The following is a 16,346-nucleotide window of genomic DNA, read 5'->3' on the forward strand; positions in this document are numbered from 1 at the left end:
TTGGCAAGAAGTGAGTCATAAACCTCCTCTGTAAATGTTCGCAATACATGCGGGATAGGCTAGACAGCGGACTATATCAATATAAATTAGAAATTGAAGTGATCCGTGTAAATGTTCTTTAGTTCAATTTATACAGACACCACAGATGTAGCCTTATTCCCCGCTTCCATCCGTTGCCTGAACATCAACACCAGAAGCATAGCCGCAATAGAGAGCAACGTGCAGATCATAAACATGGTCGAATAAGAACTCACCTGTACAATAAGTCCCATCGCCAGTCCACCCAGAGAGAATCCGAGGTCATACGAGGACATGAAGATCCCCATGAGTACATATCTGGAATCCGCAGGCAGCACAAAGGACAGATATGTGGTTAATGTCGGGTACAACAGTGCCAGGGCAAAACCGCTGAACACCGCGGAGAGATACACCAATGGCCCGATGATTTCCATTAAGCTGAGTAACTGGGTTCCCAGTGCTGCACACAGCATTAACCCTGCCATGAGCCAGGTATTCCAGCTACCGTCGGACGGAATTTTTTTGCGTAAAATAAACCTGCACATGATCACAACCAATCCCTGTATCGTCAGAAATACCCCTGCACTCGCCATTCCGGTGGATACCATATACAGGGGAAGAAAGGTCGCTGTTGCCCCAAAGACGCAGGATGCAAACAGCATCACCACACTGCTGATCAGCAGTGGCGTGCTGCGCCAGATGCCGCCAAATGAACGAAACATGTCGCCCAAGGTGTACGATTTGTTCTGCACGGTACTCCGCGGCAGATCCACATTATATCCAATCAGAAGTGGCAGCGCCGCCAGTCCAATCATCAGCAGCGTAAACGCCAGATCACTGGCATTTTCCCAGATTTGTATAGCAAGGATCGGAATGACCAGAGAAGGAACCATTGTAAAAAGGGTGTACATGGACAACCCTTGTGCCCGGTCTTTGTCCTCCAGCTTTTCCACAATGCCTGCCTGCATCGTCATGGAGAAAAAGGCCGTAGCCACGCCTTGCAGGGCTCGCAACCACAGATACGTCTCCACACCAAAAACAACAAACAGCAACAGCGTCCCGGCATGTAAAAGCAATAACCATTGCATCACTCGAAGCGGCCCATGCTTACCCAGCAGTTGTGCTGCAAAAGGTCTCAAGAGCATACAGGTGAACATATATGCCCCCATCATCAGACCAATCTCAGCCTGGTTCAATCCGGCGGCTTCGCTTCGCAAAGGCAGAATAATCGTCAAAGCTGAATTCGCTGCAAAAAATAAAAAGGCCAGCATATAAAACCGGATAAACGAAAAGGATACCGGATTTAATTTCCCATTGGATGTTGCACTCATCGAAGACTTCAAACGTTCGTCACCACTTTCTCTTCTGGCAGTCAACTCACAGATGTACCTGTCACGGGTCTTCGCCGTTCATAGGCAAAAACGATCATTACCGCTCCTAGGATAGCACAGATCATGTACATAAATGAATAGGAAGAGAAGTCAGCGACGGGTCCCATAATCACACCACCCAGAGAAATACCCAGATCAGCCATCGCGATAAATAACCCGATCAGGACGTTCCGGTTCAGCTTAGGCAACACAAAAGACAAATAGGTCGTGAGCGTCGGATACAGAATGGCTTGAGCAATGCCCATGAATATAGCCCCCACATAGAAAAAGACTACGCCTCCTGTCACCGAAAAACTCACACATTGGGCAGCAACGGCCAAAAGAAACAGGGTACCCATGATAAAAGGAGAATGCCATCTCCCATCAGAAGGAATCCTTTTCCGGAGCATGATTCGAGCCAGCACAACCGTCCCGGCCTGAAGCATCAGATACACACCCGCATTCCCATTTGGTACTTGGCTCGCATACAGCGGAATAAAGGTTGTAATTGCACCAAATACAACGGAAGCCGCAAGCATCAATACACTGCATCGAAACAGAAACGGATTTTTCACCAACTGAGCAAAGGATTCCCACATACTCACGTTCTGCTCCGAAAGATTCTCAGCAGATTGCTCTTTGCTTGGTTCCATTTTGGCGGTATATCCGAAGACGCCCGTACAGACGGCAATGCCGATCAGAACCACTGTAAAATAATCCATACCACCCGTCTGCCAGATTCCTAACGCGATTACAGGCCCCACGATCCCCGGTATATAACTGAACAACGAATAATACGAAATTCCCTGTGACCGATCTTTCTCCGGAAGAGCATCAATAATGCCAATCTGCAAGGCCATGGAGAAGAACGCTGTTGATACACCTTGTAAAATACGAGCAACCAAATAACCTCCGAGTCCCGTAAAGGTATATAAAATCAGCGCAAATCCATTGATGATCAGAATCAAACGCAATATTTTGATCGGACCGTGCTTTTGAATAATCCGACCTGCCCAGGGTCTGAAAAACATGGTTGTGAACATATAAGCGCCCATGATCAGTCCAATCGTTGTACCGCTCGCGCCCAAAGACGCCCCTTGCAATGGGATGATCACGTTAAGAATGGCATTGGCACTAAAATACAGAAGAACCAGTATGTACAAGCGTAGAAAAGGCCAAGACATCGCTCCACTCACAATGGGTGTTCCCCCTAAAATGTAATTAAATGCTTCAATAATTTCTTCGCATAGTCTGACTGAACATCCTTTAGCTGCTCAATAGGAACGATCTCTTCAATCTGACCCTCTCTGAAAATGATAACCCTGTCACAGATATAAGCTGCCGCCTGTATATCATGCGTGATAAAGACATAGCTCAGCTTGTAGATTTCCTTAAGCTCTTTCAACAATTGCAGTACCTGAATCTGAACAGACACGTCCAGTGAGCTGATCGCTTCATCGAACACGATGCATTTGGGAGCGGTGGAGATGGCCCTGGCTATGCACACTCTCTGAGCCTCCCCGCCGGATAGTTCATGCGGATATTTGGATCTATAGGAAGGGTCCAGTCCAACTTGATTCAGCAACAGATCTACCTTTTCTGAGTTGCCCTGATCCTTCCGTAGCTTCTGCTGCGCTTGCATAGGTTCCATAATGGCAGCTTCCACATTAAGAAATGGATTGATGGATGACGTATAATTTTGAAAAACGGCGCTGAGGTTACCCATCCGTACACGTCGATCCTGTACGTCTTTACCATCCAGCGAGATCGTTCCACGATCCGCCCGTTCAATGCCCAGGATCAGACGGCCCAACGTCGATTTGCCGCTTCCGCTTTCACCGATGATGCCCAGACATTCGCCATGCCGGCATTCAAAGGTAACTTGTTTCAAAACTTGTTGTCTGTGCTTGGAGAACAGTCCGCCTTGGTTATATGATTTTTCAATACCTTCCACCTTTAGCATCTATAAGTCCTCCTGCATCAACGCCTTAAAATGATTGCTCAGCTCCAATCGGGTAGAGACCAGATACTTCGTATAGGCATGCTCCGGCTCTGTCAAAACAGAATGCATGCTACCACGCTCGACGATCTTGCCGTCTTTCATGACCATCACGTCATCTGCAATCTTCTGAACGACGCCGAGATCATGGGAGATGAACATCATGGAACAGCCCATGCGTTCGCGTAATTGAATCAATTGCTCCACCACTTCATATTGGGAGATCGTATCCAGCGCCGTTGTCGGCTCATCCGCAATAATCAGATCGGGCTCAAGCACCAATGCCAGTGCAATCATGATTCGTTGCAGCATCCCACCGGACAGCTGATGTGGATATTGATTCAGAATCTCGCGCGGATGTCTGAGCATGACGCTTTCCATGGCATTGATGATTTTCCGCTCAATCTCGCGGGTATTCCAGCCAAAATGCTGCTGAAGCGTCTCCCGAATATGGACACCAATAACACAGGAGGGATCAAATGCACTCATGCCATTCTGCAAAATCATACACAGATGCTTGCCCCGCTTACGCCGCATCTCCGGTTCCGAAAGCTGGTTCAGGTCTTCGCCCTGAAATAACATTGTGCCCGATTGGCGAATCCATGGCTTGTTCAGTCGCATGATAGCCCTGCACGTAACGGACTTCCCGCTACCACTTTCCCCCACGATGGCCATACAGCTTCCCTGCTTAACTTCGAATGAACTGTTATGAATGATCACTTTACCTGTATTGGTATCCCATACTTTCAAATGTTCAACCTCGACTATATTCATAAGCCGTCTTTCTCACCTCACTTTCGTAAGACTTGTCAGACTTACCTTGAGAGGTCATCAATTTGGGGTCCAGAGCTACTTGAAGGGCATCCGATAAAAAATTAAAAGCAGACACCACCACCACAATGGCCAGGCCTGGTGCCAACATCAATTCAGGTCTGGAGAACATAACTTCCCTCGCCTCATTGAGCATCATCCCCCACTCCGCATGCGGAGCCTGGATTCCAAGCCCCAGAAAGGAAAGGCCGGAGATCTGCAACATCATCGAACACATGGAACCACTGGCAATGACAGCAATATCGGCAAAGGTAACTGGAACAATATGTTTGGTTATAATTCTCAGATTGGGTGTGCCGGAGGCTTTGGCGAATTTTACATAATCCATATCGGAGAATTGCATCACAGATGTTCGAATAACACGAGCAAACCAGGCCCATTTCATCCACACAAAGGCAATCAAAATATTCTCCAGTCCTGCACCCAGAATACCGACCACCGCCAGTGTCATCACGTATCCGGGGAAAGACAGCATAATGTCACAGACTCTCATGATCCACGCATCCACTTTCCCCTTGAAGTACCCTGCGATGAATCCAACAATGGCCCCGATCAGAACAGACAGACTTAACGCAACCAAAACCCATAACACACTTGGACGGATACCATAGATAAGCCGGGATAATACACATCTGCCCAGATGATCATTGCCTAATAGATAATCCCAGGATGAGGAGGCATAACGAAGCTTCATATTCACTTGTCCAGGATCATGCGGCGCAATAAGAGGGGCGAAAATGCCCGCTATAATCATGACGATAATTACCATCAAAGAGGTCATGGCCAGCTTGTCTTTGCTCAGATTTTTCAATATTCGCATCAGAATTCCTTTCTCAAACGAGGATTCATCGCCGCATTAATGATGTCGGATAACGTGTTAAATAAGACAAAGGTTACAGCCAACATCAGAACATACGCCTGAATAATCGGAAAATCCCTGCTTAAAATGGATTTTACACTGAGCCTACCGAGTCCCGGCCAGGCAAATACATTTTCGATGACTACCGTACTGCCTAGTACAATCGGGATCGCCATGCAAAAGATGGACACAGCCACCTGTAATGAATTTCTTAGAATATGCAGAGTAACTTTCTTCTCACTCAGACCACTTGCCCGTGCATATAACACATAGTCCTCATTCATATTGCTCAGCATGGAACTTCGAACCGTTCGGAAGTAAATGCCCGTATAACTCACCGTGATTACAATCACCGGCAGAATGTAGCTTCGATACGAGTCCATGCCACTAGTAGGTAACAGGTCCAGCTTGACGGAAAAATACCAGATCATCATGGCTGCAAGCCAGTAGGATGGCATGGCGGTAAGGAAAAATGATACACCTCTGACCGATCGATCCAGCAGCTTGCCTTCTCTCATGGCACAGATCACACCCAGCAGGATGGACAGCGCAATAATGAATACCGATGAGACAAGCGTTAACTTCAATGTGTTCATAAAAGCCGGCCCCATCAATGACCATACGGGTTCACCAGATACATAAGAGTTACCAAAGTCCAACTGCACAACAGCCATGATCCAGTTCACATACTGGATCATGAACGGCTGATCGAACCCCAATGCCTTGTTCGTCTGGGCAATTAATTCCTCTGTGATCTGCGGAACTTCCTGTGCCTGTAACACCACAACCGCCGGGTCCAAGGGAGATAGATTAATCAGAACAAACGTTATAAATGAAATGATAATCAGTAAAGGGATGGTTAACAGAATCCTTTTGACGATATAACTTCCCATAGCCATCTCCGCTCTATTTAAAATTCATTTTTTCAAAAGGTAGTTCATATTGGGTCTGTTTGAATGAGATTCCATCAAGATTCTCAGGAGCGACTACGGTGACACGCCCGTTGGTAATCGGGATGAAGACTGCTTCATCATGGACGATCTTCATAATGTCAGCATACAGGGATTGGCGTGAAGCCTCATCCGTGGAGACCATAACCGCATCGATTTTCTGATATAGTTCATCTGCTTCGGCAATTCCGCTTGTCGTATGTTTGTATGCTGAATCAGACGTAAATGCAGCAATGGTACTCTGTGGATCATAGGCCAGCCCCCAGGTTTGATTAAAGAGCAGGTCATATTCCCCGGTGGCTCTCCGATTCGCAATGGAAGTGGACTCTTCGCCCAAGATTTCAAGCTGAATTCCCAATTCTTTCATGGAGTACTGGATCAATTCGGCCTGTATTTTCTGTGAAGACGAGTTGCTGTCATAGTATAATTTCATGGCTAAAGGCTGACCGTTCTTCGTTCTCACCCCTCCACCATCTGCCAATGTCCAGCCAGCTTGGTCCAGAAGATTTTTAGCCAATTCCGGATCATACTCCCGTTTCTTCAGGTCTACCTTGGCGTAATTGACATTGGCTGAAAATAGCGTGTCCGCTACAGTCTGCGTTCCGTTGAAAATATCTTTACTGATCGTTTCCCGATCAATGCCCACCCATAACGCTTCCCGCACTGCCGTTTCCTGAACCGGACTATTCTGGCGACTGCTATTGGCTACGATCATATTCGTATTCATTGCTTCACTTCGGACCACTTGATAACCACTAGATTCAGCCAATTGATCCATGGCTTCGACATCGATACTATCTGCTCCCCGGTCATCGGTGAACACAAAGTTGATCTCTCCCTTTTGTAGTGCCAGGAATGTCGTTTCACCTGCGGGAAGAACCTTGGATGTGATTTTCTTGATTGCAGGTGCACCATCCCAATAGTCTTCATTGGCTTCAAACGTGGCATTCTCTTCGACTTTATGAGCAGTAAGCTTGTATGGTCCTGTGCCGTGGAAACCACTTACTCCGTCTTTGGTTCCACCATCCTTGAAATCCTTGGGTGATATGAAGACGTAAGGTCTTGTCATGGACAATTCCACCAGTGCCGGATAATAGGCTTCCGACAGCCTCAGCTCCACCGTATGCTCATCGATAACTTTTACACTCGTGATTTTGGTAGACAGCTTGATCCAAGCATGTTTTTCGGCATTTGCCTGTACTGCATCGATATTTTGTTTAACCGCCTCTGCGTTGAACGGCTCCCCATCATGGAATTTCACATCTTGTCGCAGATGAAAGGTATAAGTCTTGCCATCCTCGGAAATATCCCATGATTCAGCCAGCAATGGCTTGATTCCGTCAGGGGTGTTTTCCACCAGAGACTCATATACCATCCCTTGCGCAGGCATGGAGCCTGTATACAGATGAGGGTTCATATCATTAATATCTTTGGCAGAAGCATAGATAAGTTCCGTTTGTACTTGGCTATTGGCAGGCTCCGTTTGGGCGCTCTCTTTCTCTTTTGGGCTCTGTCCGCATCCGGCGAGCAGCGCAATAGCAGACACCAACAATAGTATGGATGTAAAAGTAAGACCCTTTTTCACAACATTTCCTCCTGATGATTAAGTTACAAGCAGACCTTGTAGGTTACATCGGACCACTCCGATTGCAGTACCATCTTCCGATCGCTGTTATCCCCAGATTTTTTTTGATTCTCTTTTCCATAGAGAAAATCTGGGGATAAAGGCGACCGCTTCGCTTCTTCAGATTGGTTCTACACTCTCCGTTATGATGTAAACATCAGGTTCAACTTGATTAATTTGAGATGTAATTAACCCTATTACTCAAAGTCAAAGTCCGGTGCAGATCATGCGGATATCCTCGTCAAAGGATTGGATCGCAAAGGCTTCGGACAAGTGCTGATCCGGGTTTGCATCAGCCACTTCCTGAATTTTCGCCTCATACCTGGCGATAAATTGATCAATGGTTGGACAGCTCACATCGAGATGTCTGGCTATGCCCTGAATGATTTTGATGCGGTAGTAATCTTCCTTGGGCATACGGGGGATGTCCAGTTCCCCTTCGTGGTTCATGAACGTTTGACGGAATGGGACTGCTGAAAAGTCGAAATATTTCCCTTCCGAGTCGGGTTCCGAGAATGGATCAATCAATAATGAGGTGTACCGTATGTATAATAAATACTCTTGATGAATGACCTGCAGCTGATTGAAATTCTCGATATCCTGGCGTGATATACTCTCTAATCGAACCGGATAGTTGTCATCCGTCATGAACTGAAGCAGGTTGACTCCCTGAATATCAAGTCGGTCCGTAATATTCATAATCTCCTGCCACTGTGCCCGCATTTCCCGTATCAAAACTTGTGTAATCGGACCTTCAGGATACATCTTGTATACGTATTTTTGAGTATCTGGAGCTCCAAAGATGGCTTCTAATGAGAAGTCATTCATGAACAAGGGTGGATGCACGTACAACGAGATATTTCTCGTTTCCGCCTCCAGTGGGGATCGCATCACTTCCAGCACAATACCCAAACGATCATACACTTGGCGTAGCTTGCTGACCTGTTCAGACGGGTAACGAGTGGAACCGATATAGACCTTTTTCTTAACCCCTGTTGTAATCACATGATTGGACGGATGTTCGTGCATCCAACGGGTATCTCCAAGGTAGGTGGAGAAGCTGATCACTTCCGGCTCTGCATTCCGCTCTCTCATGTAATGGGTCACGAGTCGATTCGACCCAAACGTTGGAGAAATCAAAATGATACATTTCAGTTGTTTAATGAATTCATTTTTCATTTGTTCCAATACATCGATATAAGCATCGGTGGTAACCGCCAAAATGAGTGTATCCCATTCACCCTCAATGGTGTCATATCCCTTGAACACATGATCAACGTAACACTCACCTGCGAGCGATTGATGTTTCTCATTTTGAATGCTGACCTGAATACGTTGATTGTTCTCTTCAAGGGCTGAGAATACGGATGCTGAACGAACCGATTGTCTCCCCGCAATGCCTATACTGCAGTTGAGATGATCTTTGAGCGTTGCCGCAAGCTGAATGGATGCAGGTCCGGTTCCGAGTATCAGAATTCGCTGAAGATTACTCATATATGCCTCCTATATTCAAAGTTCAATCTGGACTCCATCGGGATTGACTTGGATGGTTATGCTTTTTGATACAACGCAATATCGAACACATCATCCGGGCGCAGGATCGTATCCACCAGCTTCCACTTGTTGCTGTCCGTCTCTCTCATGGGATAATTGAACAAGGACTTCAACTGATCACCGTATCTCATGGCTACAACCACCTGCGCATTCGTCAGGGCATGCAGTTGATCAAGCAGCTCATATTTAGGGGCCACCGTAGAGCTGAAAATGATATGGGTTGCTTCCCTGGTATAATCCAGATCCTCCAGCAATGTTGACTCCAAACGAATCTTCAAACCCGTACCCAGTGTATCCACCACTTTTCGCCCGAGTGTAATGGACTCTTCATCAATATCGATCCCGACAACCTGTGCACCTGTTCGCTTGGCAATGAGTAATGGTGTCATGGGGAATGAACCGGAGCCTACCAGCAATACGTTGGAATCGGAGGTGACATGGAAACTACCAAATTCTTTATCGATACACTCTTCTATATTTTTGAAATAATCGGCAATCTGCACATCCCCGTTCTCTAACTTCAATGCACGATATTTCTCCATGATCGCCACACACTGGGCGGATTTATTTCTTAACTGCCATACAAGCGAATCCAGTTCTTCCAACTCCGAATGCTCCAACTGTTCCCAGGCTGCCTTATTGTTCTGATCAGTCACAAAGCGGGAGTAGTCATTGATCACAGCCTCAAGCTCTGCACTATGCTGAATCGTATGATCATACTTGTTCGCAAGCTTATCGAATTTCTCTGCAAATTCACTCAAACATGTCTGAAAATGGACCAATGTGATCATTTCTTTTCCCCCTATACGTTGTCTCGATCATGTATCATGTCCCTCATGCGTTTACAACGCTCCATTCTGCTGGAGCATCTATGAAGGCTTTGCCCTGAGCCACGATGCCAACAGATCCCTCAATCGTAATGCTCCCAAGTTCTGCGCCATCCCACTCGGCCACCACTTTGATTGCACCACCGGGCTGCTTGATGTACTGAGTAATTCCTCTCTGCTGGCTCCATGCGAGATACGCTCCTACGGAGGCCGTACCCGAACCACACCCTCTTTCCCAGATCAGACTGTCCAGCTCCGGAACATAGATGAGTGGGGCCATTTCTTCCAAGTGTGATTGATATAACAAGATACCAATCAGCTTATCTCCCAGGGTTAGTCCCAGTAATCTTGCAAGGGTCTGTGCCCTCTTCTTCATCGTATCGTCGAAGTCATCAACTTCGATCACGATATGGATGAACTCAGCGTACCGGATGATCACCATATCGAGCTCAATGCCTTCATATCGGATTGTTCGTTGTTCGATCTGCTTCGGAATCGGCATGGTTACCTGGCAGTCGTATTCGTTCTGCTGCTTCTTCACATGGCACATGATCAATTGGTCAGTTCCGGAAACCTCCAACATGATATCCATAGATTCCTGATGTGCCAGTCCTGCTTCAGATGCGAGGTGTGCTGCAAGTGCCATACAGGCATTGCCACAGAACTCTCCTCCGGCCATTTCCAGATGAGAAGCAGCTTCCGGTCTCCTCGTTGGTTCAATGAATCCCACTTGCTCAGCGTAAACGTTGTCATACGACATTAGGCGGGTAGCAATATGACTGTATTGCTCGGCTGCATGATCTGTTTTAACCAGAATCGTCATGTTTTGGGTGGGACTGAACTTGATAAAATCGATCTCCTGTTTCATCGCAGCGACTACTCCTGTTCTCCTTTTTTATCTAATAGTAATTATTACGATTAAACGTCGAGAAAAATATAGCACATCTTTTTGGGAAGCGTCAACAAATATTTCCATTAAAAAAATAAAATTTAACAATACCTTTAGCTGCTCTTCCTGTAAGAAAACTCAAACAGAGCTGACGCTTCTGCGCCAGCCCTAGCCATAATTACACCGTCTGATAAGATTCAACAAATACGAAAAACGGTTGCCGCAGAACGGAACCGTTTCGATCTGGATATGATCCAGGGATAAACTGCGTCCCTCACTCCTGATGTGCTTGCACATTGTGCAATGCCCGTTCAGCCAGTGCTGCCAGAAGATGTGCTCCCAGCGGCAGAGCCCGTTCATCCACATCAAAGCCAGGGTGATGCCACTCATGCGGGCCAGAGGTGCCCAGGAAGAGGAATAGGCCCGGAACTTCTTTTTGATAAAAAGAGAAGTCCTCACCTGCTGGAGAAGGTAGCGGTCTAACACTATTCAATCCAATCTCACTTGCAACTTGCTCCGCCGCAGATGCGAGAGACTCATCGTTGACCACGGCAGGTGGTCCCTGAATCCAGCGAACCGTAGCCCGTGTGCCATAAGCTGCTGCCACACCGGCGACTACCTGATTGAAACGCTCGCGAATCCGTGCACGCACTTTCTCATCAAAGGTACGCACTGTGCCATCAAGGATCGCTTCATCCGGAATAACGTTCCAGGCTGTACCGCTGTGGAGCTTGGTGACGCTTATTACAGCACTCTCCTGTGCTCCTACATTGCGACTCACAATGGCCTGTAATGCCGTAACAATATGTGCGGCAACCACGATTGGATCAATGCCGGCTTCAGGCACGGCTGCATGGGTGCCCACACCTTCCACTTTGACTACAAAACCGTCTGCCGCTGCCATCAATGCGCCTTCTCGAATGCCCACCGTACCTACCTGGAGATTAGGCTTGTTATGCAAACCAAATACGGCCCGAACATCGGATAATGCGCCGCTCTGGATCACTTGCCGAGCACCCGTTGCTTTTTCCTCCGATGGCTGGAATATCAACCGTACTTTTCCCGGTAGATTGGACTCGCGCTGTTTCAGTAATCGTGCAGCACCAATCAGAATTGCCGTGTGTGCGTCATGTCCGCAAGCGTGCATCTTTCCATCTACCTGGGAGGCAAATTCCAGCTTTGTCTCTTCCTGAATGGGCAGTGCATCAATATCGGCTCTTAGGGCAACAACAGGGCCGTCCCCTTGACCCACTTCAGCGACAAGCCCTGTCCGCAGCGCATATTCGTCTGCAATACGAATGCCTTCCTCTTCCAGCCAACTGCGGATGGCTACCGTCGTCTCCCTTTCCTCACCGGACAATTCCGGGTTACGATGCAGGTGTCGCCGAATGGTGATTAAACGTTCCGCGAATTCTTCCGCCCGTTCACCGTCAAGTTCATGCCCGGGGCCCTGTACTTGTTGCTCAGAATGCTGCTTGGGCTGTTCCAGATCACTTTTCATCACATGGCCTCCCATTCGTATATATTCACTGCTATATTCACTGCCTAATTCATCCGATTGCAGCTTCCTGTTCCTTGGATTCCAGTGCAAACTCACTGAGTCCCTGCTCTGCCAGAATCTCACGCAACAATTCGAATGAACGAATTCGCTTGGTAAAGTCCCGTGTAGCTGTAGTCACAATGAACTCTTCCACAGCAAACTCCTGCTGGAACTTCAGCAGCGCCTGACCTACGCTTTCCTTCGTACCCCGGGTCACACTTGGCTCCAGAATCTCGATCCGATAGGTTTCGTTTGATTGACGGCCGAATTCTTCCGCCTGTTCCACAGAACCAACCGTCAGCACCTTACCGCTCTCCAGATGAATCTTCACCAGCATATGCTCGCTCGCAAGTCCTTCCGCTTCTTCCTCACTTTCGGTCACAATTAACGATATGGCCAGTGCAGCATAAGGTTCTCGTCCCTGGGAACGATCAAATTGTTCACGATATACACGGATCGCTTGAAGCGCTACCTCTATATTACTGTTAATGAACAGTGAAAAGACATATGGGAGTCCCAGTTCCGCAGCCATCCCTGCACTATCAACACTTGCTCCAAGTACGTACAGCTCCGCTGGAATGTCGGACACAGGCGAAGCGCTGAGACCTGCAAGTGGATGCGACTGATCTTCAAGCGGCTCATTGTGGATGTATCGTTTCACCTGAACGATTTTCTCTTGAAGAGATGCGGCTTCCTGAATACCTTCCTGCAACGCCTGTGTCGAACGTGGTAACCCGCCTGGTGCACGGCCGATTCCCAGGTCAACTCTTCCTGGTCCAAGCGCTGCGAGGATATTGAAATTCTCGGCGACTTTGTATGGACTGTAATGCTGGAGCATTACTCCGCCGGACCCCAGCCGAATCCGCTTTGTATGCGCAAGCAAGTGGGAGATGAGTACCTCCGGGGAGGAACCTGCAACATGCCCTGAATCATGGTGCTCCGATACCCAGAACCGATGGAATCCAAGCTGCTCTGCCCGCTGTGCCAGCTCAATCGTATGTCGAAAAGCATCCACTGCCGTTTCCCCTTCATAGATCGGGGTCTGATCCAAAATGCCAACACGAATACTCATATCCTTCTCCTCCTTGATTGCGCTGAACCACTATTCTTGAATCACTATTAAGTTGAACTGGAGATGTTACACTTTATCACTCCGATTGCAGTACCATCTTCCGATCACTCTTATCCCCAGATTTTCTTTACTCCCTTGGTTCAAGGGAAAAATCTGTTGATAAATGCGCACGCTTCGCTTCTTCAGATTGGTTCTGCACTCTCCGTTTTGGTGTAAAAGTCAGATTCATCGTTAGACGCTCTATAACTTTCGCAGCAGTTCCCCGAAGGGCTCTGCCAATGGCGAATATTCTTCCTTTAACGTGACAACGCTGATCTGCAAAGATACACCTGCTACCTCATGTACCTGAATGGGGAACAACTCCTGATTCTGCACTTCCTTCTTCACCGTGAGTCCCGGGAGAAAGGCAATGCCTGCCCCTTGCATAACCAGTTTCTTCGCCGTCTCCGAATTATCGACATGATATGTAATATTCGGCGGATGTTCCAGCGAGTCGAAAGCCCGGTGAATGCGAAGCCAGTCCAGTGAACCACATTCAAAAAAGACCAGTTGCTCATTCCGGATGGCTTCCATGCTGACATGCCCGCTCTCAATGAATGGATGCCCTTTGTACACATAGAGCTGGATCGGATCTTCATAAAAAGCAACCGTACGGATCGCAGGATGCATGACCTTGCGCACAAAAGCAAGATCGATCTCCTGACCAAGCAGTTTGGCAATCAGCTGATCCGTCGTTGCGGTCGTCAATTTGATATTAATTTCGGGGTAAGCTTCCTTGATCTTGGGTAAAAAATCGGGAATGACATAGTTGGATACCGATACTGTACTACCGAGTCGAAGAGCATCCGGTGTTGATCGCCGTTGCTGAATCTTCTGCTTGCCCTTCTGGATCACTTGCAGCACTTGCTGCGCATATGGCAGGAATTTTCGACCTTCCTCTGTCAGCACAATTTGCTTGCCAAGCCGATCAAACAACTTGCAGCCCAGCTCCCTTTCCAGTGACTGAATGCGAGCTGTGACCGAAGGTTGGGACAAGAAGAGTACTTCGGCAGCCTTATTGAAGCTTCCATAATGATTGATATATACAAATGCTTCAATATTCTCGATATTCATGAGCGCCTCCGTATCCACGTCCGCAGACGTTTGATCTTATATTGATTTATCCAATATATTTACTTGGTTTTACGATATCGTAATCCCATCCTTTTCCAGTGTCAATATCAATTCATCCAGCGACCGATCCAGACGTGTAGTAATATCCGCAGAGAGCACAAATTTCTCATCATCCAGTCGTTCGATTCCCTGATCCACAGCATACACGCCACCCAGAATATGTCTTCCACCAAGGGCTGCCAGTACAGGCTTCAATGCATAATCAATGGCGAGCAGATGAGCAATGGAGCCACCGATGACAAGTGGGAGTATCAACTTACCCCGTAACCCTTCTTGCGGAATCAGATCCAGGAACAGCTTGAGCACTCCCGAGTACGATGCCTTATATACCGGCGTAGCCACAATAACTGCATCCGCGGCTTCCACGACAGCAAGTGCATCACGAATGAATGAGCTGTCAAACCGGGCTTGCACCAGATCCTCAGCGGGTAGATCCACAACATGAATGACTTCAACGGTAATGCCTGCCTCCGTTAATTTTTGGCTGCTGTAATCCGTCAGACCTGTCAAACGCGAACGCTTGGAAGGTGATCCGGCAATAATGACAACATGTGACATGAATTTCTCCTCCTCAAGCGTAAACGGCTGTCGCTGTCCTCTGGTGGCACAGCTACCGTTTCGCAGTGAAATATAAAAATGGATAGGGTGAAACTTATAAATTCTTATATTTTGGAATAGCGGTCAAGCCGCTCCTTTTACTTTGGGGTCCAGCCGATCGCGAATGTCGTCTCCAATCAGATTAACCGCCAGTACAAACAACGTGATCGCCAGCCCCGGGAACGTACAGATCCACCAGGCAACCGTCAGATACCCTCTACCTTGCGAGAGCAATGCGCCCCAATCCGGGATTTCCTTCAACACCCCAAGTCCCAGAAAACTGAGTCCGGAACCCGTAAGAATTGATGTCCCTACGCCAAGCGTAGCCATGACCAGCAGTGGTGACAACGAATGTGGCAGTACATGTTTCCAGAAAATACGCGTATTGGAACCGCCCAGTGAACGTGTCGCTGTAATGAAAGGAAGACCTTTAACTGATATGACCTGCCCACGCATCACCCGTGCGTACCCCGGAATGGAGGAAACCGCAACAGCCAGTGCAATATTCATCAGTCCTGGCCCGAGAGCAGCTGCAACAGACAATGCCAGGAGCACACCAGGTACAGCCATCAGAATATCGACAGCCCGCATCGTGATGGTATCAACAAATCCTCCGGCATATCCGGAGATAATACCCAGAGCACTACCGACAATACCGCCCACAAGAACGGAAGCAAATCCAATGAGCAGCGAATCCCTGCTTCCATGCACAACCACACTGAAGATATCCCTGCCAAAATAGTCCGTCCCGAACAGATGCGCAGCAGAAGGAGCCTGCAGGATAACATCAGTCATCATCTGAGTTGGATCATAGGGCGCAATCCAGCCCGGTACAATCGCACATGCCACGGTAAATACCACCACCAGCAATGCTGCATAAAAGAATAATCGGGATACCGCGAATGAGACGCGATAACGCCAAGGGCGGCGATTCCACAGACGGATACGTCCTACACTGCCCGCCCATGCTTTTTTGTCACCAGCCAAAGGTTTCATGCTCATGAGCAACAACTCCTCCTTTCATAACTCCGCGTCAGGACACA

At 47.8% G+C, this 16,346-nt stretch carries 15 protein-coding genes; all 15 read right to left on the reverse strand.

The window, feature by feature from the left end; translation table 11 throughout:
• Window positions 1–128: 128 nt before the first annotated feature.
• On the reverse strand, window positions 129–1,394 hold the full coding sequence (locus tag NST33_RS25215; protein ID WP_313771446.1) for an MFS transporter: 1,266 nt from the start codon (window positions 1,392–1,394) through the stop codon (window positions 129–131).
• Window positions 1,391–2,584 carry an MFS transporter gene (locus NST33_RS25220; protein WP_221820958.1) on the reverse strand — a complete coding sequence of 398 codons (1,194 nt, stop codon included), beginning with the start codon at window positions 2,582–2,584 and terminating at the stop codon, window positions 1,391–1,393. The genes NST33_RS25215 and NST33_RS25220 overlap by 4 nt, the downstream gene beginning before the upstream one ends.
• Window positions 2,585–2,598: 14 nt before the next feature.
• Window positions 2,599–3,351 carry an ABC transporter ATP-binding protein gene (locus NST33_RS25225; RefSeq protein WP_221820959.1) on the reverse strand — a complete coding sequence of 251 codons (753 nt, stop codon included), beginning with the start codon at window positions 3,349–3,351 and terminating at the stop codon, window positions 2,599–2,601.
• Complete coding sequence (locus NST33_RS25230) at window positions 3,352–4,161, reverse strand: ABC transporter ATP-binding protein (RefSeq protein ID WP_221820960.1); 810 nt, start codon at window positions 4,159–4,161, stop codon at window positions 3,352–3,354.
• Window positions 4,142–5,038, reverse strand: coding sequence for a nickel/cobalt ABC transporter permease (opp1C, locus tag NST33_RS25235; RefSeq protein ID WP_145325175.1), 897 nt, complete (start codon window positions 5,036–5,038; stop codon window positions 4,142–4,144). The genes NST33_RS25230 and opp1C overlap by 20 nt, the downstream gene beginning before the upstream one ends.
• Window positions 5,038–5,970 carry a nickel/cobalt ABC transporter permease gene (gene opp1B / locus NST33_RS25240; protein WP_133387061.1) on the reverse strand — a complete coding sequence of 311 codons (933 nt, stop codon included), beginning with the start codon at window positions 5,968–5,970 and terminating at the stop codon, window positions 5,038–5,040. The genes opp1C and opp1B overlap by 1 nt, the downstream gene beginning before the upstream one ends.
• 13 nt (window positions 5,971–5,983) lie before the next feature.
• On the reverse strand, window positions 5,984–7,612 hold the full coding sequence (gene nikA, locus NST33_RS25245) for a nickel ABC transporter substrate-binding protein (protein ID WP_221820961.1): 1,629 nt from the start codon (window positions 7,610–7,612) through the stop codon (window positions 5,984–5,986).
• A 246-nt stretch (window positions 7,613–7,858) separates the two neighbouring features.
• Window positions 7,859–9,145, reverse strand: coding sequence for an opine metallophore biosynthesis dehydrogenase (locus NST33_RS25250; protein WP_221820962.1), 1,287 nt, complete (start codon window positions 9,143–9,145; stop codon window positions 7,859–7,861).
• Between the two features lie 56 nt (window positions 9,146–9,201).
• Window positions 9,202–9,996, reverse strand: coding sequence for an SAM-dependent methyltransferase (locus tag NST33_RS25255; protein ID WP_221820963.1), 795 nt, complete (start codon window positions 9,994–9,996; stop codon window positions 9,202–9,204).
• Between the two features lie 43 nt (window positions 9,997–10,039).
• Window positions 10,040–10,900: a diaminopimelate epimerase gene (locus NST33_RS25260; RefSeq protein WP_221820964.1), complete on the reverse strand. Its 861-nt coding sequence runs from the start codon at window positions 10,898–10,900 to the stop codon at window positions 10,040–10,042.
• 295 nt (window positions 10,901–11,195) lie between these two features.
• Complete coding sequence (locus NST33_RS25265; protein ID WP_260632726.1) at window positions 11,196–12,422, reverse strand: amidohydrolase; 1,227 nt, start codon at window positions 12,420–12,422, stop codon at window positions 11,196–11,198.
• A 49-nt stretch (window positions 12,423–12,471) separates the two neighbouring features.
• Window positions 12,472–13,533: an LLM class flavin-dependent oxidoreductase gene (locus NST33_RS25270; RefSeq protein WP_221820965.1), complete on the reverse strand. Its 1,062-nt coding sequence runs from the start codon at window positions 13,531–13,533 to the stop codon at window positions 12,472–12,474.
• A 240-nt stretch (window positions 13,534–13,773) separates the two neighbouring features.
• Window positions 13,774–14,646 carry a LysR family transcriptional regulator gene (locus NST33_RS25275; RefSeq protein WP_076253264.1) on the reverse strand — a complete coding sequence of 291 codons (873 nt, stop codon included), beginning with the start codon at window positions 14,644–14,646 and terminating at the stop codon, window positions 13,774–13,776.
• Window positions 14,647–14,715: 69 nt separating this feature from the next.
• Window positions 14,716–15,264 carry an NADPH-dependent FMN reductase gene (gene ssuE / locus NST33_RS25280; protein ID WP_221820966.1) on the reverse strand — a complete coding sequence of 183 codons (549 nt, stop codon included), beginning with the start codon at window positions 15,262–15,264 and terminating at the stop codon, window positions 14,716–14,718.
• 123 nt (window positions 15,265–15,387) lie between these two features.
• Window positions 15,388–16,305, reverse strand: coding sequence for an ABC transporter permease (locus NST33_RS25285; RefSeq protein ID WP_221820967.1), 918 nt, complete (start codon window positions 16,303–16,305; stop codon window positions 15,388–15,390).
• Window positions 16,306–16,346: the final 41 nt, after the last annotated feature.

The organism is Paenibacillus sp. FSL L8-0435 (assembly GCF_037965655.1).
GTDB lineage: Bacteria > Bacillota > Bacilli > Paenibacillales > Paenibacillaceae > Paenibacillus.

Bases quoted from the DNA above. Each gene is read 5' to 3' on its own strand.
- NST33_RS25225 (WP_221820959.1), bottom strand. From the start codon at position 3,351: ATGCTAAAGGTGGAAGGTATTGAAAAATCATATAACCAAGGCGGACTG.
- NST33_RS25230 (WP_221820960.1), bottom strand. From the start codon at position 4,161: ATGAATATAGTCGAGGTTGAACATTTGAAAGTATGGGATACCAATACA.
- opp1C (WP_145325175.1), bottom strand. From the start codon at position 5,038: ATGCGAATATTGAAAAATCTGAGCAAAGACAAGCTGGCCATGACCTCT.
- opp1B (WP_133387061.1), bottom strand. From the start codon at position 5,970: ATGGGAAGTTATATCGTCAAAAGGATTCTGTTAACCATCCCTTTACTG.
- NST33_RS25250 (WP_221820962.1), bottom strand. From the start codon at position 9,145: ATGAGTAATCTTCAGCGAATTCTGATACTCGGAACCGGACCTGCATCC.
- NST33_RS25255 (WP_221820963.1), bottom strand. From the start codon at position 9,996: ATGATCACATTGGTCCATTTTCAGACATGTTTGAGTGAATTTGCAGAG.
- NST33_RS25260 (WP_221820964.1), bottom strand. From the start codon at position 10,900: ATGAAACAGGAGATCGATTTTATCAAGTTCAGTCCCACCCAAAACATG.
- NST33_RS25265 (WP_260632726.1), bottom strand. From the start codon at position 12,422: ATGAAAAGTGATCTGGAACAGCCCAAGCAGCATTCTGAGCAACAAGTA.
- NST33_RS25270 (WP_221820965.1), bottom strand. From the start codon at position 13,533: ATGAGTATTCGTGTTGGCATTTTGGATCAGACCCCGATCTATGAAGGG.
- NST33_RS25275 (WP_076253264.1), bottom strand. From the start codon at position 14,646: ATGAATATCGAGAATATTGAAGCATTTGTATATATCAATCATTATGGA.
- ssuE (WP_221820966.1), bottom strand. From the start codon at position 15,264: ATGTCACATGTTGTCATTATTGCCGGATCACCTTCCAAGCGTTCGCGT.
- NST33_RS25285 (WP_221820967.1), bottom strand. From the start codon at position 16,305: ATGAGCATGAAACCTTTGGCTGGTGACAAAAAAGCATGGGCGGGCAGT.